15 protein-coding genes are annotated in these 19,037 nt (G+C 39.6%); 6 read left to right on the top strand and 9 right to left on the bottom strand.

Translation table 11 applies throughout. The annotated features are described in order from the left end of the window. Positions 1-47: 47 nt before the first annotated feature. From ACQ2HF_RS08500 to ACQ2HF_RS08510, 3 genes are read left to right on the top strand one after another with little or no spacing between them, the layout of a single operon-like run. Entirely contained in the window at positions 48-1,373 is a 1,326-nt protein-coding gene (locus tag ACQ2HF_RS08500) for an O-antigen ligase family protein (protein WP_432410004.1), read from the top strand. Continuing rightward, a complete protein-coding gene (locus tag ACQ2HF_RS08505; protein WP_432410005.1) occupies positions 1,327-2,346 on the top strand; it encodes a glycosyltransferase family 4 protein in 1,020 nt (339 codons plus the stop codon). Before ACQ2HF_RS08500 ends, ACQ2HF_RS08505 begins: the two co-directional genes overlap by 47 nt. Positions 2,347-2,385: 39 nt before the next feature. Continuing rightward, complete coding sequence (locus ACQ2HF_RS08510; protein ID WP_432410006.1) at positions 2,386-3,780, top strand: sugar transferase; 1,395 nt, start codon at positions 2,386-2,388, stop codon at positions 3,778-3,780. Between the two features lie 471 nt (positions 3,781-4,251). Here ACQ2HF_RS08510 and ACQ2HF_RS08515 read toward each other — a convergent pair whose 3' ends face one another. Together ACQ2HF_RS08515 and ACQ2HF_RS08520 are read right to left on the bottom strand one after the other, a co-directional pair. Continuing rightward, complete coding sequence (locus ACQ2HF_RS08515; RefSeq protein ID WP_432410007.1) at positions 4,252-5,424, bottom strand: DUF4105 domain-containing protein; 1,173 nt, start codon at positions 5,422-5,424, stop codon at positions 4,252-4,254. Positions 5,425-5,490: 66 nt separating this feature from the next. Continuing rightward, positions 5,491-6,516 (bottom strand): PorV/PorQ family protein, encoded by a 1,026-nt coding sequence (locus ACQ2HF_RS08520; protein WP_432413071.1) that lies wholly within the window; start codon positions 6,514-6,516, stop codon positions 5,491-5,493. Positions 6,517-6,718: 202 nt separating this feature from the next. Here ACQ2HF_RS08520 and ACQ2HF_RS08525 point away from each other — a divergent pair, with 202 nt between their 5' ends. After that, positions 6,719-7,453 carry a CDP-alcohol phosphatidyltransferase family protein gene (locus ACQ2HF_RS08525; protein WP_432410008.1) on the top strand — a complete coding sequence of 245 codons (735 nt, stop codon included), beginning with the start codon at positions 6,719-6,721 and terminating at the stop codon, positions 7,451-7,453. Between the two features lie 13 nt (positions 7,454-7,466). Further along, entirely contained in the window at positions 7,467-8,126 is a 660-nt protein-coding gene (locus ACQ2HF_RS08530) for a uracil-DNA glycosylase family protein (protein ID WP_432410009.1), read from the top strand. On the opposite strand, the gene ACQ2HF_RS08535 is transcribed toward ACQ2HF_RS08530, so the two are convergent. Then, positions 8,127-11,420: a VCBS repeat-containing protein gene (locus ACQ2HF_RS08535; protein ID WP_432410010.1), complete on the bottom strand. Its 3,294-nt coding sequence runs from the start codon at positions 11,418-11,420 to the stop codon at positions 8,127-8,129. Between the two features lie 183 nt (positions 11,421-11,603). Here ACQ2HF_RS08535 and ACQ2HF_RS08540 point away from each other — a divergent pair, with 183 nt between their 5' ends. Continuing rightward, complete coding sequence (locus ACQ2HF_RS08540; RefSeq protein WP_432410011.1) at positions 11,604-14,777, top strand: proprotein convertase P-domain-containing protein; 3,174 nt, start codon at positions 11,604-11,606, stop codon at positions 14,775-14,777. A 79-nt stretch (positions 14,778-14,856) separates the two neighbouring features. On the opposite strand, the gene ACQ2HF_RS08545 is transcribed toward ACQ2HF_RS08540, so the two are convergent. The 6 genes from ACQ2HF_RS08545 to trpC form a co-directional block, all read right to left on the bottom strand. Beyond that, complete coding sequence (locus ACQ2HF_RS08545) at positions 14,857-14,985, bottom strand: hypothetical protein (RefSeq protein ID WP_432410012.1); 129 nt, start codon at positions 14,983-14,985, stop codon at positions 14,857-14,859. Positions 14,986-15,065: 80 nt separating this feature from the next. Further along, positions 15,066-15,827, bottom strand: coding sequence for a tryptophan synthase subunit alpha (gene trpA / locus ACQ2HF_RS08550; protein WP_432410013.1), 762 nt, complete (start codon positions 15,825-15,827; stop codon positions 15,066-15,068). Positions 15,828-15,897: 70 nt separating this feature from the next. Next, positions 15,898-16,203 carry a GIY-YIG nuclease family protein gene (locus ACQ2HF_RS08555; protein ID WP_432410014.1) on the bottom strand — a complete coding sequence of 102 codons (306 nt, stop codon included), beginning with the start codon at positions 16,201-16,203 and terminating at the stop codon, positions 15,898-15,900. A 41-nt stretch (positions 16,204-16,244) separates the two neighbouring features. Then, positions 16,245-17,423, bottom strand: coding sequence for a tryptophan synthase subunit beta (gene trpB / locus ACQ2HF_RS08560; protein WP_432410015.1), 1,179 nt, complete (start codon positions 17,421-17,423; stop codon positions 16,245-16,247). Positions 17,424-17,502: 79 nt separating this feature from the next. Beyond that, on the bottom strand, positions 17,503-18,201 hold the full coding sequence (locus ACQ2HF_RS08565) for a phosphoribosylanthranilate isomerase (protein WP_432410016.1): 699 nt from the start codon (positions 18,199-18,201) through the stop codon (positions 17,503-17,505). Next, on the bottom strand, positions 18,194-18,982 hold the full coding sequence (gene trpC, locus ACQ2HF_RS08570) for an indole-3-glycerol phosphate synthase TrpC (RefSeq protein WP_432410017.1): 789 nt from the start codon (positions 18,980-18,982) through the stop codon (positions 18,194-18,196). The genes ACQ2HF_RS08565 and trpC overlap by 8 nt, the downstream gene beginning before the upstream one ends. Positions 18,983-19,037: the final 55 nt, after the last annotated feature.

Raw genomic sequence — 19,037 nt, forward strand, 5'->3', positions numbered from 1 at the left:
GCACCATTTCCGTAACGACTAAAATAGCAAATCACCCTTTATTCTTCGTGTTTTTTCACGTAGGGATTGGCCTGCTTGCTACGGCTTATAGACCCGCTATGCTAATTTATTTTTTAGTAGTCGTAGTCTATTTTTTATATAGAATTTTTGTCCTTCCTAACAAACAAAGAGAAGTGCTTATTGCGGCTTCCTATATGGTAGGTGCAGAGGTGTTTTTTAGAATGACCAAAGCCTATTTTCTCTATGAAACGGGTAAGTATATGGTGATTCTTTTTCTATTGATAGGTATGTTTTACCAAGGATTTAAACGTAGTTCGCTCACCTATTTTATTTATTTTTTATTATTACTGCCAGGTGTTTATATTTCATTTCTAAATCAAGAATTAGATAACAGCTTTCGTCAAACAATTCTGTTCAATTTAAGCGGCCCACTTTGCCTTACTGCTGCGGCTATGTATTGTTATGGTAGATCATTAAAACTACAAGAGCTTTTTACTTGTTTAAATTTTATGATATACCCACTTATTTCAATGACGCTTTATATTTACTTTTTCAATATTAACATTAGAGAGGTAATAACTGGTACTGCTTCAACATCCGAGACTTCAGGTGGTTACGGTCCCAATCAGGTTGCTACTGTTTTAGGACTTGGAACTTTTATTTTATTCAGTCGATTTTTAATACCATACAAAAATAAAATGGTTCATTTAGTGATGATGTTTATGTTACTTGCCTTTGCACATAGAGCCATTATTACTTTTTCAAGGGGCGGTGTTTTTGTTGGAGCAATCATGGTGGTTGTATTCACCATTATTTACTATCTTATTTCACGATTAAGAACCAAATTTGTAATAACTTCTAGAATTGTAGCTGTTGCAGGAGCTTGTCTTGCAATATGGACATTTTCTGTATTACAAACAGGAGGGCTTATTGCCAACAGATATGCCAACAAAGATGCTTTAGGAAGAGAAAAGGAAGATGTAACTACTGGTAGGCTTGATTTAATAAGTGCAGATTTTGAAGCGTTTAGTAAATATCCAGTTTTTGGCTTAGGAGTTGGACGCTCTACAAAATTTTATGAAGAGGAACTAAATATTGAAATACCTAGCCATAATGAAATATCACGAATGTTTTCAGAACATGGATTTTTTGGTATCTTAGCATTGCTGGTTTTAATACTAGCTCCATTAGCATCTAAATTCACAGGAAGAAAAAACATTTATTTTTATCCCTTCCTTATCTTTTGGCTATTAACCATTGCTCACTCCTCCATGCGCATAGCCGCTCCAGCCTTTATTTATGGATTATCTTTGTTAAATATTGATTATGGAAAAAAAGAAACTCCTGTACGTAGGGAACAAATTGAAACTTAAAGGCCATACGGCCACTGCTATTGATGTGCTCGCACCTAAATTTGTGGAAGAGGGTTTTGAGGTTGTTTCAGTTTCCGACAAACAAATAAAAGCGCAACGTATGCTGGATATGCTACACACTGTTTGGAAGCATAGAAAAACCACAAGCCTTGTTCTTATTGACACTTATAGTACCCTGAATTTTTACTATGCCTATACAATAGCAAAATTATGCCGACGCCTAAATATAGCCTATATCCCTATTTTACACGGCGGCAACCTCCCCACAAGACTCCAAAACAGCCCCAAAAAAAGTAAAGCCCTGTTTGAAGGGGCTAGCATAAATGTTGCGCCCTCTTTTTATTTGATGGAGGCGTTTAAGAAACAGGGATTTACGAACCTCTTGCATATTCCTAATACCCTAGAGATTGGCAACTATCCTTTCCTACTACGGAAAAACCTACGACCCAAACTGCTATGGGTGCGTTCTTTTGCAGAGATTTATAATCCGTTATTGGCGTTGGATGTTTTAGCCTTGTTGAGAAAAAATGGGTATGATGCTAGCCTTACCATGGTGGGGCACGCTAAAGACGGTAGTTTTGATGCCTGCAAAACACGTGCTGAAGCCCAAAACCTGCCCGTCACATTTACAGGAATGCTTACCAAAGAAGCCTGGATTGCCTTAGCTATCCAACATGATATTTTTATAAATACAACCAATTTTGACAATACACCCGTGAGTGTCATGGAAGCGATGGCGTTGGGATTGCCTGTGGTTTCTACCAACGTTGGGGGATTGCCTTATTTAATTGAAAATGAAACCGATGGCTTATTGGTAGTTCCAGAAGATGCCGTCTCCTTTACTGCAGCCATTGAGCGCTTGTTGTCAAGCCCCCAAGAATCTGAAGCTATGGCACTTGCCGCACGGAAAAAAGTGGAGCAATTTGATTGGGAAGTGGTGAAACATCAATGGATTTCGCTTTTGTCGCAATAAATAAATACCTACTTTTAACCAACCAAATTAACCATCCTAATGTCACAGAAATCGAATATTCATTTTGATATTTCTGAACGTAAAATCCTTTTGCGTTTATTGGACATTGGCTGTGTGCTCGCATTGCTCTACGTGGTTGGGCTCGTGTTTAAATTCGATTATTTTAGAATTGATGCTACCCGCTGGGTTTGGTCTATTGTGTTGGCGTTATACCTAACTGTTTTTGCTACTATTTTTGAATTGTACAACCTGCAAAAAGCCGCCAAGTTTGAAACGGTAGTGCAAAACATCATCCTCACCTCTTCGGTAACAGTACTCTTTTACTTACTTACGCCATTTTATACGCCTTTGCTTCCCACAAACCGAATGCAGATTGTCTATTTTTTCCTCTCTATAAATGTAGCTTTATTCCTCTGGCGGTATGCCTATATCACCCTTATTTCGGCACCCCGATTTTTTAAGAAGGTGTTATTACTTACAGATTCTGCATCGGTATTGCCAATTTTAGAGGCACTACAGAAATCGGATCCTAATTATAAGATTGTAGGTTTTGTAAATATGGACCGAGACAATGTTGCGCTAGAATTACCGGAAGATTTACTCCTTTTTTCTACTGAAGACCTTGCCACCATAGTAACCGAATTATCTATTTCTGAAATTGTGGTAGCCACTCCTCAAGCGCAAGGCATGACGGTAGAAGTAAACAGTCAGCTTCTCTCTTTACTGGAAAAGGGGGTTCCTATTCGTGAGTATACCCAGGTGTATGAAGAACTTACACATAGAATCCCTGTGCAGCATGTAGAACAGGATTTTTATAGGTATTTCCCTTTTAGCCGAAGTAATCAAAACAAATTGTACTTATTCTTTCATCGTATTTTAGATCTTTTATTCTCCTGTATTGGGCTGGTATTCGGACTAGCTATTTTTCCCTGTATTCTACTAGGGAACCTTATAGGAAATCGTGGGCCTGTATTTTATACACAAACCCGAGTGGGTAAAAACGGAACCCATTTTAAAATATATAAATTACGAAGTATGGTCACCAATGCCGAAAAAGACGGCGCCCAGTTTGCTTCAAAGAAAGATGCCCGGGTGACAAAATTTGGCCGATTTTTACGTCGGTCTCGTTTTGATGAAATTCCGCAGTTTATTAATGTGATAAAAGGCGATATGAGTGTGATAGGTCCACGCCCTGAAAGGCCTATTTTTATTAAGGAACTTTCAAAAAAAATACCCTTTTATGAAGTCCGCCATCTGGTTAAACCCGGGGTTACCGGTTGGGCACAAGTAAATGCAAAATACGGAATGACCCAGGAAGATGCTCTGGAAAAACTGCAATACGATCTCTATTATATTAAAAGAAGGAGCTTTTTTCTGGATATAAGTATTGTGATAAAGACCCTGAGTACTATAATCTTTTTTAGAGGACAGTGATTTAGGGAATTAGTGAAATAGGGAATTAGTGAAATAGGGAAGTAGTGAATTAGTGAAATAGGAAATTTGGGAATTAGTAGGCAGTTGCAGCTTGTAGTAAGCACTTTAAATTTTTAGCTCACTAATCGCAATGGCTCCTTTTAGGGAAAGAGGGTGAGCGTTGGGCGGTTTTACGAATTAGGGGATTAGTGAAATAGTGAAATAGGGAAGTAGGGAAGTAGTGAATTAGTAGGTAGTTTCAGCTTGTAGTAAGCTACTTTAAGTTTTTAACTCACTAAGCGCAATGGCTCCCTTTAGGGAAAGAGGGTGAGCGTTGGGAGGTGTTACGAATTATTTAAAGTAGAAATTAGAATAAGGAAATTAGACTAAATGGCAAGGCTTTAATAGGCAGTTGCAGTGGCAATCTTTTAAGTTTAATCAATTTCCCACCGCAAAACTCTCTAGAACGAGGGTAGGGATGTCCTAATTGTGTCACTTCAACGCCTTCAGCAAATACAAATACCGTACAGCTAGTGCAATAAATAAAGGAATAAACCCATAGGCGAATTCTTGTACGCCAGTGAACCAATGTATGGTTATTAAAACGAGTAAGAGTAGCAGGAAAATAACATACCTACGTACCCATAGTTTGGGTTTTTTCTTTCCAATGGCAAAAGCAATCAATATCGAAAAAGGAAATGCCCAAAGCAAATTGTAGTTGTTAACCGTTGCACTATGGTCTGTGGCAAACCACAATAAGCAAAGAAAAACACCAATACTACCCGTACTAGCAAAGATCGCTACATCTAAGCCTCTACTACGTTTGTTGCGTTTACGATCCTTAATTGTAATGCCTATTATAAGAAGTCCTAACAGTAAGAACACAAAAAGGGGCGATGTTATGAAATTGGGTGCCTGTGCTTTTCTGGAGCTTTCAAATAGCGTTTTGGTATTTTTTACCAGCGGTATGCGCTCGCCATTTGTAATGGTGGCGGTAGCAGCTGCATCAAATACATAGTCTGGCAAAAACTGATATTGCCACGAATCTGCTTTTACATCGGTTACGGCACCAATGGCGGCGTCCATTCCTAAACTTCCCCAAGTGTTCCAATGTACATTTTGCTGAATGAGATCTCTAAACGATTTATTTTCAGCAATAAAATCGTCTGTGTACTGAAGATTGCTTCCTAAAACAGAAACCAAAACATCCCTAATTCTGGTAGCGCAATTGTCGTAGAAAAAATCATATTTGTAATATTTGTTTTCAGGCTTCAGGTTGTTATTTAAAAAGGTGAAAACGGCTTGTTTTTCGGTATACGAGAGGTTAAGTGTTTGTTGTTGTATCCAACGGTTCTGTTCTATATAACTCTCTAAAAAGGCTTGTGCTTGTACTCCTTCTAGTTTATAAAGAAGTTTCCCTTGGGCAAATTTTAAATAAAAGTTAGGCGTATCCCAGTCGTACACACCATAGTTATAGATAGCTTCTATGCCTCTTTCCGGGTCTTGTATGTAAAAAGCACTGTGGCCAAATTTATCATATAAATTATCTCCTGGGCCAATGGTAAGGATGCTTACTTCGGCACTTGGTGATAGGGGAATGTATTGAGCTACTGCTGTAAAATTCAGTACAAAGAAGAAAGAAAGAAGGGCTATTTTCTGAAGCAAGACGTGTTAATTTTAAGAGTGCAAAATACTAAATCTTATACCTTTTCAGCTGAAAAGTAGTCGCTTTTACCTAAATATACTCCAATCCAATTTTATGGAGAATACGTTGGAGTAGAGGGCAGCACTTTGGTCACCAATATCGGTTAGAGCGTAATCTATCTGGATGCCTTTGTATTTAAAACCAACACCTATGTTGGGCTGAAAACCAACCGATTCACTACCGTCCAATTGCTGAATGTTCTGGAAGTTACCCATCCCGGCACGTACAAAAATCATATCGATGTATTTAAACTGTAAACCCAAGGCAGGATCTACACTTGCAAAAGAGGTGGATATAATATCGTTCGTTTCAGCAAAACGGAAATTGAGGTCTACTTCGGCCAGCAATTCAAAATCGTAATGAAAAACAAATTTTCTAGCAGCTCCCAATTGTAATTTTGGAATCGTAATCTCAGTAGTTTCCGGAAGTTCTTGATTTTGTCCTTCCACGGCACCAGAAATAGTTGCAAATTGTTCTTCGTCTATAGCCCAGGCGTTAAACGTAGTGGTAATATCGCGTGCCATGACACCGAAGTTCCAGTTTTCACTATTAAATTGTATTCCTACATCCATACCAAAACCCCACGAAGAGGCAAAGTCTCCTATTATTCTTCGAATTACTTTGGCATTTACACCAATATTTAATCCGTCTAAGGGCAATTCCCGGGCGTAAGAAAAAGTAACGCCATAATCTGCTGTAGAAAATAAACTAATACGGTTGTAATCTATATTACCCTGCTCGTCTATAAGTTGCGTAGTGTTTAAAATATCGTCCACACCAAATCGTATAATAGAGAGTGCCACAACACTCTGGTTGTCTAACGGCATTGCAAATCCTGCATAATCATAATTGGCTATGTTTGCAAAATAAGAGGCGTGCATAAGAGAGAGCTGCTTATCTTCCAGGCCTACCAATCCTGCTGGATTCCAATACCCGCTGTTTACATCGTTTGTGGAAGCTACTACAGCATTGGACATGCCAAAAGCAGCTGCATCTACGCCAATATTCATAAACTCGTTAGAATATTTTCTAACCGTTTGCGAAGTAGCCATACAGGTGGTGAGTACTAAAAAGAAAAAAAAGTGCTGTCTCAAGCTGTTAATTTTGGGCAAATATCTCATTATTTTACAGAATACTAAACTATTATTTCGGTTAGATATTGTGCGGTATGGGGCTTAGACGAAAATAGTTTCTTATTTTTACACCTACTTTGTAAAATGCTTTAAAAGTTGTGCGCCGCGGCGGACCATACATATGCTGAAACAGATTCCCAACCTTATCACCTCCCTCAATTTATTATGTGGCTGTGTAGCCATTTTTTTTGCTATTTCCGGTGACCTGGTGACGGCGTCTTACTTTGTGTTTACAGGGATCTTTTTCGATTTTTTTGATGGGCTTGCAGCTAGGATGTTGAACGCTCATAGTGATGTGGGTTTACAACTGGATTCTCTGGCAGATATGGTAACCAGTGGCGTAGCCCCAGCAGTAGTTATGGTGCAATTGCTTTCTGAAAGCATTTTAGGCGCCCCCATTTCTATTACCGATAATTTTTCTTCGGAAGGATGGAATGCTGGCTGGAATCAATATGTTCCTTTTATTGGATTGCTCATTGCAGTAGGATCTGCCTACCGATTGGCAAAATTTAATGTAGATACCCGCCAGACCACTAGTTTTATTGGATTGCCAACACCAGCAAATACCTTACTCATTCTTAGTTTGCCATTAATACTGGCTTTTCAGCCTTCGGCATTGACGGAGACTATTATTTTAAATCCCTGGTTTTTAATTGGCATCACCCTTCTTGGTTGTATTTTGATGAATGCCGAATTACCGCTGTTCGCGCTAAAATTTAAGACGTGGGATGTGAGCTCTAATGTGCTGCGCTATGTGTTTTTGCTTATTTGTTTAATCGCTATAGTGTTGCTTCAGTTTATTGCGATTCCTGTGATACTGCTGGTGTATGTTTTAATGTCCTTAATCTGGAAGTGATTACATTAAGACCATGTTCCATCATACCCACCCATATCCTCCTTTTATTCCAGAAGGAGCCACCAAGCTTATTGTAGGTACGTTGCCGCCCCCCAGATTCACTACCGGTGAGCTGAAAGAGAATGATGTGAATTTTTGTTACGGAAGTCGCGATGGATACCTGTGGCCTATCCTGGATAGCATTTTCAAGATCAATTTAAACTATAAGACCACGCAAGCTGCCATCCAACAACGTAAAGACTTTTTAAAAGCAAAGCGAATTGGTATTTGCGATATAGTCGCTTCTGCAAAACGTGAAAAAGTGGATGCCAGCGATCTGGGGATGCAAGACGTTGAATTGCGTGATTTGGTTTCAGTACTAGAAAATAATCCTTCCGTAACTACCTTGCTTTTTACAGGCGGAAACAGTAAAAACGGGCCTGAGTATTTTTTCCGAAGACATTTAAAAACATACCAGCTCTCTCTTGATGTCGTTTCGGCTATAGTGCCTCGCATCCATACCTTTCAACTTCCAAAAAGCAATCGAAGTATCCGCACTATCTCATTAACGGCTCCAAGCGGTGCCGCAAACAGGGCAGTGGGGAGTATTTCCTTATACAAAGCTCTCAAAAAGAAAGACCCTAACTTCACTACTATTGATTTTAGGGTCTTGCAATATCAGGAATTCTTCTAACTAGGGTTGGAATGTAAAAACTTCCAATGGTGCATTGTTGCTTACCACAACATAATATGAATTTCCTTTAATGCTTATTTCGGTAATGTCCTTGACGTCTGTAGTTAAGTAAGGATCGTATTTTTTTGAATATTCAAAACCGCCTTTTCCATCGCCTAGCAATACATAGCCGTAATTACTGTCATACCGTATCGTTTCTACTTCGGCATCGTATATACCACCTACTCCCATGAGGTCCAGATTTCCATCGTTGTTAAAATCTTTGGTCAAAAAGGATAGTGTAGGACCCAACTGTGCCATATTGGGTAAATGGGTTACCGTGAAGGTACCGTCGCCATTGTTTTGAGCATACATAGACTCAAAGGTGTGGACGGTTAATTTAAATGCATCGTCTAACTTTTCTTTTCCGTAGATTTCTTCAAACTCCAGACTCGCAAACTCTTTATACGTACCTATTTTTTCCAGCAGAAAAGGATTTTGCTGGCTACTGCATTCTTTTCCTCTTACCGGCACTATTTTTCCATCGCTTATTTTGCTCATGGCTACATCGAAACTTCCGTTGTCATCAAAATCTTTGGCATTTATAAAAAGAGGCTTTTTTTCTGAAGGATGAAATTTATTATTCATTCCCATATTTCCGAAGAAGTAATCCATATCGCCATCGCCATCCATATCTTTTTGGGTAGCGCTAAACCACCAGCCTTCTTTGTTTTTGAACGCTTCAGTTTCGGTTTTAGTGAAAGAACCCTTGTTGTTTTTATAAAAAGTAGGCGCCATCCATTCGCCAACCAGTAAAAGATCTACGTCTTTATCACCATCATAATCTGTAAACAACGCTTCAGAGATCATTCCCGGGTTTGTAAGGTCTTTATTGTTGGGTGTAATATCTTTAAAAATGCCGTTGTTATTCTGAAGCAAATACGAATTGGGTGCTAAGGGATATTTACCAGGGACTACATTACCGCCCACAAATACATCTAAATCTCCGTCGCCATCTATATCTGCCGCTGCAATCGCTTTTCCTGAGATGCGTAAGGTAGGCAGTGCATTTGCTTTTTTACTGAAATTTCCTTTTCCATCATTTATATACAAACGATCCTGCAACAGTGGGTCATTTTCTTTTAAATTATACCCCGCACTCACTACATATAAATCCTGGTCACCATCGCCATCTGCGTCAAAAAATAGAGCATTGGCATCTTCGTAGCTAGCATCTGCTTTCCAAAGCGCTGTATTGTTTTCGGTAAAGGTGCCATCTGCCTTTTGAAGAAATAGTGCTGCCGAAGCACCCGCCGCATTCCCTATAAACATATCTTCCAGGCCATCCCCATTTACATCTGCTTTTACAATACCGGTTCCTTTGGTAGATTGTTTTTGTGGCAGTAATAACTGAGTGTCAAAATCGTTTACATAATTCTCTATGTGCCTGTAGTTAAGAGCCATAGCGCTAGGGTCTGTGTTTTTCTTTATCCCTTTTTTGTTTTTAATGTCTACTGTAGAAGCTACCGCATTGGCTTGTGTTATAGTGATACGTTGGTTTGCCTTTGGATTTTTTAGGGTAGATACAGTTCCGTTTCGCCATTGTACTATAATTTCTTCGATGCTCTTGTTATCGCCAAGACCAAAGTTTAACGTATGAGCTACCGAAGATTCAAAGCCTCGCGCTACATATAATTGTTGATACTGGGTGTCTTTGGTTGTACGGACAAACACTTCGGCTCCTATCCCTTGTGTGTTTGTAGCAGGGCCTTCTAATTGAATTTTGATATAGTTTTGATTGCTATTATTTCTATAAAGACCTATTTCGTCTTTTATATTATTTACAATAAGATCCAGATCGCCGTCATTATCAAAATCTGCATAGGCAGCCCCATTGGAGAAACTAGGGTCTTTAAGGCCCCATTCTTCAATTTTTTTAGTGAAGGTAAGGTCGCCATTATTTTTATAGATATAATTGTCTAATTTTTCAGCAGGCATCATCGCTACTACAGCTTCTAAGGTCATAGACTCTCCTTTTTCATTGATAGCTTTTAGTTGATTCCTAAAATCCTGGTTGTGATAATCTTTATAAACCCCGTTAGAGACAAAAATATCTTTTAGGCCGTCATTGTCAAAATCTGCTATAAGGGGTGCCCAACTCCAATCTGTTTTTACAACACCGCTCATTTGGCTGGTTTCTATAAATCTTCCGTTTCCTGAGTTGATGTGAAGCATATTTGCCATATACGCATGGTGGTAGCCCACTTTCACCATATTCATAAAGTTTTCGGTACTCATGGAAGCCATATTTTCTTTGCTGCGGGCATAATTTTCGGCCAGCATATCTACCGTTATGAGATCTGGATACATATCGTTATTCAAATCTGCATAATCTGCTCCCATACTATTAAAAGAAATATGATTAAAGTAGTCTTTTAATTGTTCTTTAAAAGTTCCGTTTTGCTGATTTATATAAAGCATATCCGGTTCCAGAAAATCGTTTGAAATATAAATATCGTCCCAACCATCGTTGTTAAAATCTCCAACAGTACCTGCCAATCCCCAGGCTTTATTATAGACTCCTGCTTCACCAGTTACTTTGGTAAAGGTTTTCCCATCGTTACGGTATAGTTGGTCGCTTGTAGTTTCTTCAATCTCCGATTGTATTTTACTGCTAATTCTGCTGTTGTTTTTAAAATCGTATCTGTAATTAACCACATAAATATCTAAATCTCCATCTTTATCATAATCCAGTTGATATATCTGTGTGGTGTACCCTGGATCGTCTAATCCGTATTGCTTGGCCATTTCTTTAAAGGTGCCATTTTGCTGATTTACATACAGTTTATTTCTCCGCGCAGCATCATCATTAAGCGATCCTGCTTTGCAAACATAAATATCTAACCAGCCGTCGTTATTAATATCTATCATACTCGCTCCGGTTGTAAAGCCAGATACATCTTCTACTAAAGCAGCTTTAGAGATATCTTCAAACACAAAATCTCCATTATTTTTATACAACTTATTGGCTCCAAAGGTTGAAACAATAAATACATCTTCTAAGCCGTCTTTATCAACATCGCCAATAGCTATTCCAGCCCCAGCATACAAATAGGGATAGTTGAGGAAGTTGAATTCCAGATCTTCTCTAATAGTATTGGTGAACGTTAGGTTACTTTGATCTGAAGTGACTTTCGTAAATAATTTTTCCGCATTATCTGTATATTTTCCGTCTCTGCTCTTTTCTGTGCCAGAATCTGTACAACTTGTTATAAATAAGGATCCTAAGCTGAATAGTAAAACTAATTTTTTCATTGCTAGATTGTTTAGACTGAAACAAATATATAAAAACATGACATTGATTTAACGGTTCTTATTTTTGAAATTGAAATTACCAAAGCAGCTTAAAATGTGTTTATATATTTATTGTGTAGTCTTTGCAATTTTAACATTATTTTTGGTATATTAATACCCTCTTAACTTTTAATACATATAATTATGAAAAAAACTACTTTTTTTTATGTTTTATTACTTTTAACCTGTTGCACCTGGATAGGAAATGCACAAACGGTAACTGGTAGTAATCTGACTGTAACAACCATCCCTGACGATACTCCTGGAGGTATAGGCCTCAATGTGGGTATTGCTGGGATCCCTCCCGGTGCGGATATTACTGATGTGAGTGTGGACATTGCTATAACCCACACCTGGGCAGGAGATCTTATTGTAACTTTAACTGCTCCCACTGGAGATGTTGTAGGTTTATTCAACAAACCTGGAACCGACACTTTTGCTGGCGATAGCAGTGATTTTATTTCGACTTCACCATTAACTTTTGACGATACTGCTACCGATAACCCAGAAACAATGGGTAATACTATACCTAGTTCAGGTCTTATCTGCCAAGACGATGGTAGATGTGACTATTTTCCAAATACTAGTATAGTATCACTTCCCCAATCTCCAAGTTTTGGAGATTTTGCTGCCGCAATTAACGCTTCTGGATTAGACCCCAATGGAAACTGGACTTTTACAGTAGAAGATACTGGAGGTGGTGATACTGGAACCTTTTTTATTCCAGAATTGCGTGTTACGTATGTGGTAGCGGGAGTAGATGATCCCATCATAAACTGCCCAGGCGATCAAATAGTGAATGCGAACCCGGGAGAATGTGAAGCCCCTTTTGGTTTTGCAACCCCTACAGCATTAGATCCTAATGGAGGCTCGGTAACCGTAACTCAAACTATGGGAGCTCCTTCTCCAGGACCGTATCCTGTAGGCGTTACCACTATTGAATTTACAGCAACCAACGACGATGCTCCCAACGAGACCACTACGTGTCAGTTCACCATAACCGTTGTGGACAACCAGGTGGCTGTACTAACCTGCCCTGCAGACATTACTCAAACTAACGATGCAGGTCTTTGTGAAGCATTAGTAACCGTGCCACAACCTACGGTAGCAGACAACTGTCCTACCGATCCAGCTGGCCTGGTAAACGATTACAATGGCACAGCAGATGCCACAGACGTATACCCAGTGGGAACTACTATCGTAACCTGGACCTATACAGATGGTGGAGGAAATAGCGTGGACTGTACTATGAATGTAACAGTAACCGACGATGAAGCTCCAGAAATACTTTGTGTTGGTGCACCACCTTCTGGTGCAGGTACTGCTACCACTACCCCAGGAACAGCAATTCCAGACAGTAATCCAGCTGGATTGACAACGACTCTGGATATTACAGACGATTTTAACATTACAGACCTTGATGTAGATCTGGACATTAGCCATACGTGGGTAGGTGATATAATTGTTACCCTTACGGCTCCAGATGGAACCACTTCAGCAACCATCGTTGACCGTCCTGGTGCTCCGGCAACAGGTACTTTTGGATGCTCTGGTAATGATATACTGGCAACCCTTGACGACGAAGCGGCTACTGCTGTGGAAGACGAATGTGGTGGAGGTGTACCAACAATTGCAGGTTCTTTTATACCCAATGAGGCACTCTCTGTTTTTGATGGTATAAGTACCTTAGGTACCTGGACCTTAAATGTGAGTGACAATGGTGGTGGTGATACCGGTACCTTGAACGCCTGGAGCCTAAATTACACTTATGATGCTGTAGCTTCTGCACCATTGGATGTGATATTAGATGTGAATGGCATGGCTACTGTAAATGTTGCCGATCTATTAGTAAGTGCAACAGATAACTGTGGTACTGTAACAGCAACTACAGAAGGTGAGGTAGGAACTCCTGCTATGGCTTCTATTACAACTGTATTTGACTCTAACAACGGTCTTGGTGGTGGTAGTGCTGTATACTTTGATGTTACTGTAGGGACTAATGATATTGAGATTACAGATTTAGATCTTAATACAGGTGATCCAGGAGCCTTTACGGTAGAAATGTATACCCTTGTAGGTACTTACGTAGGAAATGAAACAGATCCTACAAACTGGACACTTACTGCTACAGGTGCTGGTACTGCTTCAGGAACGGTAGACGTACCTAGTAATGCAGTACTTGATGCTTCTGTAACATTAACAGCAGGAACTACCTACGGTGTTGCCCTAGTAATGGATGCAACGCACGGTCATTCCTATTCAGGAACAGGAGGAGATCCTTCTCCAGGAATGTTAATGTATAGCAATGCAGACGTAACCCTTAATTTAGGAGCTTCATCGTCTGCGCCATTTGCTGGTACAGCGTTCTCTCCTAGAATCTGGAATGGAAGTATTAACTATCTAGTTGAATCTGCTACACCAGGTCCAGTGACGAGTTTTATGGTAGATTGTGAAGACGTAGGAGAGAAGACTGTTGAAGTAACAGTTACCGATGCCTCTGGAAACACTTCTATGTGTACAGCAACTATAAATGTAATAGACAACATAGCTCCTATGCTCGTATGTAAAGACTTTACACTAGAATTAGGTGCAGACGGAACAGCAATGCTAGATCCTATGGACCTTATAGATATGAATCTTACTGTTGAAGCTTGTGGAATCTCTGTAGCAGGAGTAGATATGGACGACTTTAGTTGTGACGACATAGGCACTCCACAAATGGTAACCTTGTTTGTAAGTGACCCTAGTGGGAACCTTGCTTCTTGTGTCGCTACTGTAACCGTTGTAGACCTATTGGAACCTGTAGTGACCTGCCCGGCAGATATGACTATAGATCCAGGAGCAGGCAACCAGTTGTATGAAGTACCAGATTACTTCGCAGACGGACTTGCTTCAGCGGTAGACAACTGTACAGATCCATTGACGGTATTCGCACAGGATCCAGCAGCAGGATCTTTTATTGGCGACGGTGTATATACAGTTACCTTGAGCGCGACCGATGCGTTTGGCAATGTAGGTGAATGTACCTTCGAGCTTACCATCGAAAGCATCCTGGGTGTTAACGACAATACCCTGGAGACAGGAATAACTTTATATCCTAACCCTGCACAAAGTCAGGTGACGCTGTCTAATACCTCTAACATCCTGCTTAACAAAGCAACTATGTACGATGTAAACGGAAAGTTAGTGAACACTGTAGACCTTACAAGTATGACCACAGAGAAAACAATTGATATTTCTAAATTGGCTTCTGGGGTGTACATTGTACAGATAGAAAGTGAAAATGCAAGCGTTGTAAAACGTTTGATTAAGGAGTAATCCTAAAGGTTTTAACCAACCAAAAGAAAACCCCTTCCATTGCTGGAAGGGGTTTTTGCTTATAATAGCTATATGTTAGCTATTTCTTATTTTGTTGCTCTTTGATAGTTTTCTTATCTATATCAAAAGTGTTAGTATCCAGTTTTGTTTTTGGTTCTGGATTGGTAGGCGTTTTCTGTTCTGTCTTTCTTTCAAATTTACGTTCCATAACTTTTATTTTTTTGTTTCATTAAAAATACAATTACAAAATGCAAATTTTACCTAAAGGGTTGCTAAACTAGGGTTAAACTATCGTATGCCTTCAATGAAATAAGGTATACCCGAAATACCTTTTTCTGTAATCATTTTAATAAAGGCACTCCCAATAATAGCTCCTTTTGAATGTTGTGTGGCGGTTTTAAATGTCTCTGCATTACTAATACCAAAACCGACTATCTGCGGGTTCTTTAAATTCATGGCAGCAATACGATTGAAATAGGTGGTTTGAGCATCTCCAAAGCCTTCTTTTGAACCTGTGACGGAGGCACTGCTTACCATATATATAAATCCGTTGCTGGCGTTGTCCAGCTCTCTAATGCGTTCTTCGGAAGTTTGCGGTGTGATAAGAAATACATTTGCCAAGCCATATTTTTCAAAAGTAGCCTGGTAGTGTTCTTGGTATTCCGCTAATGGCAGATCGGGAAGGATTAAACCGTCGATACCTATTTCCTGACATTTTTTGCAAAATGCTTCAACACCATATTGTAAGACAGGATTGAAGTATCCCATTAAAATTAATGGAATAGAAATTTTTTCACGAATGCCCTCTAATTGCTCAAAAAGCTTTTGAGTGGTCATTCCGTTTTTTAATGCTTGGGTGGAGCTGGCCTGAATAGTTGGACCATCTGCCAGCGGGTCGCTAAAAGGCAAACCAATTTCTACCATATCAACTCCGTTGGCTTCTAATGCTTCCAGAATAGGAACTGTGTCTTCCAGATTTGGATATCCTGCTGTGAAGTATATGGATAATAGCTTTTTGTCTTCTTGTAATTTAGTATGTATTCTAGTCATATATTGAGTTTTGTCATTTCCGCGAAGGCGGAAATCTATAGGTGTCAACAGAGTGAATTATTTTAATTAGTTATGAAATCATCCAATACAAATCATTCCAATCTGGATTCATATCATTAATTAAATTTTCTTTCCATTCTCTATTCCATTTTTTAATTTGTTTTTCTCTTTTTATAGCATTTAATACATAGATGGTACTTTCAAAATAAACGAGTTTTGTGCATTTGTATTGAGATGTAAAACCTTTCGAACTTTTACTTTTGTGTTGTAGCACACGTCGTTTCAGATTTTTAGTAAATCCAACGTATAAAATTGTATTCTTTTCATTTGAAAGAATATAAATGTAAAATAACTCTTCTGTAATTTCATCAGACATACTCAGTGCTTGAGATTTCCGCCTTCGCGGAAATGAAAAAATTATAGTTTAAAATAGTCAATGTAAGTATTCAAATCTTTATCCCCACGACCACTTAAATTAACCACCACAATATCATTGGGTTTAAATTTTCGGGTTTCAAAAATGGCTAAGGCATGGCTGGTTTCAATGGCGGGAATGATGCCTTCCAGTTTACATAATTCCAGACCTGCTTTCATAGCGTCATCATCAGTCACCGAAATAAATTCGCCTCTACCGCTCGCATACAAATGTGCGTGCATTGGGCCAACGCCTGGATAATCTAAACCTGCCGAAATACTATAGGGTTCGGTTATTTGTCCGTCTGGGGTTTGCATCAACAAGGTTTTGCTCCCGTGAATAATCCCAATTTTCCCCAAAGCCGATGTTGCTGCACTCTCCCCACTGTGCACCCCTTTTCCGGCAGCTTCCACGGCAATAATTCCCACAGCTGGAGTATCCAAATAATGATAGTAAGCACCCGCGGCATTACTGCCACCGCCCACACATGCCACCACATAATCTGGCGCCTCTCTGTTTTCTTTTTCCTGTAATTGAATTTTAATTTCCTGAGATATCACGCTTTGAAATCGCGCCACCATATCCGGATAGGGGTGAGGGCCTACTACGCTGCCAATAATATAGTGGGTGTCCGTAGGGTTGTTAATCCAATCTCTAATAGCTTCATTGGTGGCATCTTTAAGCGTTTTGCTTCCGCTGGTAGCTGGGACAACGGTGGCTCCCAGCATTTTCATGCGTGCTACGTTGGGGGCCTGGCGCTCAATATCTACGGAACCCATGTACACAATACATTCCAATCCCATCAATGCGCAAACGGTTGCGGTGGCAACACCGTGTTGTCCTGCGCCGGTTTCGGCAATGATTCGGGTTTTACCAAGGCGTTTCGCCATAAGGATCTGGCCAATGGTGTTGTTCACTTTATGCGCACCCGTATGGCAAAGATCTTCCCGTTTAAGATATATTTTTGTGTTGTATTTTGCAGAAAGGCGTTTGGCAAAATAAAGCGGCGTAGGGCGTCCTACGTATTCTTTTAATAACGAATTAAACTCATTAATAAAGTCGTCTTCCTGCATCACTTTGATGTAATTTTGACGCAATTCTTCTACATTAGGGTAGAGCATTTCTGGAATGTATGCACCTCCAAAATCGCCATAATATCCTTTTTCGTTTACGTTGTACATAGTTAAATATTTAGTCCCTCTCCGAAATTTTCTGTGTCCCGTGGACTTGAAAATTTCGACTCTCCCGAAGGGAGAGTTATCAGGAGTTTTTAATAGAATTTATAAAATCCTGTAAAGTTTTTATTTTTTTTAATCCTGGTTTTACTTCAAATTTGCTGTTTACATCTATCGCCATAATGGGAAGGTTGGTTTCTAGGATTTCTTTTACAGCTGAAATTTCCTCCAAACCAATCCCACCGCTTAAAACGAATGGTTTTTGAGAGGGGTACTCTTTTAAAACATCCCAATTAAAAGTGTATCCGTTGCCTCCTTTTTCTTTTCCTTTGGTGTCGAAGAGGAAGGCGTCTACTACATCTTCGTAGGGTTTTAGTGTTTCAAAATTGAAAGTATTTTTTATAGGAAACACTTTCCAGATGTGCAAGTCCCCTCCCAAACCCTCCCCAGAAGGGAGGGCTTTTAACTGTTGTTTTATTTCCATGCAATATTCAGGACTTTCATTGCCGTGTAGCTGAATGACATCCAATTTAAAATTTGTAACTTTTTCAATTACAAAATCTAAGGGAGCGTCTACAAAAACCCCCACTTTTTTGATGCTTTTTAATAGCGTAGGAATTTTGCCAGTATAATTGCGCTTGCTGCTTTCATAAAATATAAAGCCAAGATAATCGGGTTGCAGGGCAGCGACCTCGGCAGTATTGGAGTTCATTCCGCAGACTTTAATCCCCACCCCAACCCTCCCCGAAGGAGCGGGAGCGTATGTATACACTAAACTATTCATTGAATAGCTTTTTAATAAATTGTTTGGCAGCTTCCCCGGGGTTTTCGGTTTTCATAAAATTTTCACCAATTAAAAACCCTTGGTAGCCGTATTGTTGTAATTCTGAAATTGCTTCCACCGTACTAATCCCGCTTTCTGAAACTTTTACAAACTCGTTGGGGATTAAGGGAGCCAGTTGCTTACTGATTTCCAGAGAGGTTTCAAATGTTTTTAGATTTCGGTTGTTTACGCCTAGCATATCTACGGTTTCGTGTAAAGATTTACGTAGTTCGTCTTCGTTGTGGACTTCCAACAAGACATCTAATTGCAACGATTTTGCGAGTGCTGAAAATTCTTTTAATTGGATTTCAGTTAAACAGGCAGCTATAAGCAAAATAGCATCGGCTCCGTAGGCCTTGGCTTCGTAGATTTGGTAGGGATCTATGATAAATTCTTTTCGTAGCAACGGAAACGTAGTAGCTTTTCTTGCCAATACCAAATCGTCTAGCGATCCACCAAAAAAGTTGGTGTCTGTAAGGACCGACATTCCATTTACACCAGCCATTTCATAGCCTCTTGCAACGTCTTGTACTTGCACGTTATTATTGATACTAGGTTTGCTGGGCGACCTGCGTTTGTGTTCTGCAATAATGCCTGTATGTGTATTTCTCAATGCAGTAGCAAGTGAGTAGGTCTCTTTTTCAAACCATTTTGATTGCTCCAATAGCGAAACTGGGAAGGCTTCTTTTTTTGCTGAAACTTCCTTTTGCTTGTAGGTGGTTATTTTTTCTAGAATAGTCATAATTTGTCCCTCACCGAAACTTGCTGCTCCGCCGCGGCGGATTGCAAGTTTCGAC

The sequence above is a fragment of the Rasiella sp. SM2506 genome (assembly GCF_050859505.1).
In the GTDB taxonomy this organism is placed as follows: Bacteria; Bacteroidota; Bacteroidia; order Flavobacteriales; family Flavobacteriaceae; genus Marinirhabdus.

Bases quoted from the DNA above. Each gene is read 5' to 3' on its own strand.
- ACQ2HF_RS08505 (WP_432410005.1), top strand. From the start codon at position 1,327: ATGGAAAAAAAGAAACTCCTGTACGTAGGGAACAAATTGAAACTTAAA.
- trpB (WP_432410015.1), bottom strand. From the start codon at position 17,423: ATGTACAACGTAAACGAAAAAGGATATTATGGCGATTTTGGAGGTGCA.
- ACQ2HF_RS08535 (WP_432410010.1), bottom strand. From the start codon at position 11,420: ATGAAAAAATTAGTTTTACTATTCAGCTTAGGATCCTTATTTATAACA.
- ACQ2HF_RS08565 (WP_432410016.1), bottom strand. From the start codon at position 18,201: ATGAATAGTTTAGTGTATACATACGCTCCCGCTCCTTCGGGGAGGGTT.
- ACQ2HF_RS08520 (WP_432413071.1), bottom strand. From the start codon at position 6,516: ATGGCTACTTCGCAAACGGTTAGAAAATATTCTAACGAGTTTATGAAT.
- ACQ2HF_RS08545 (WP_432410012.1), bottom strand. From the start codon at position 14,985: ATGGAACGTAAATTTGAAAGAAAGACAGAACAGAAAACGCCTACCAAT.
- trpC (WP_432410017.1), bottom strand. From the start codon at position 18,982: ATGACTATTCTAGAAAAAATAACCACCTACAAGCAAAAGGAAGTTTCA.
- ACQ2HF_RS08510 (WP_432410006.1), top strand. From the start codon at position 2,386: ATGTCACAGAAATCGAATATTCATTTTGATATTTCTGAACGTAAAATC.
- ACQ2HF_RS08540 (WP_432410011.1), top strand. From the start codon at position 11,604: ATGAAAAAAACTACTTTTTTTTATGTTTTATTACTTTTAACCTGTTGC.
- ACQ2HF_RS08555 (WP_432410014.1), bottom strand. From the start codon at position 16,203: ATGTCTGATGAAATTACAGAAGAGTTATTTTACATTTATATTCTTTCA.
- ACQ2HF_RS08530 (WP_432410009.1), top strand. From the start codon at position 7,467: ATGTTCCATCATACCCACCCATATCCTCCTTTTATTCCAGAAGGAGCC.
- trpA (WP_432410013.1), bottom strand. From the start codon at position 15,827: ATGACTAGAATACATACTAAATTACAAGAAGACAAAAAGCTATTATCC.
- ACQ2HF_RS08525 (WP_432410008.1), top strand. From the start codon at position 6,719: ATGCTGAAACAGATTCCCAACCTTATCACCTCCCTCAATTTATTATGT.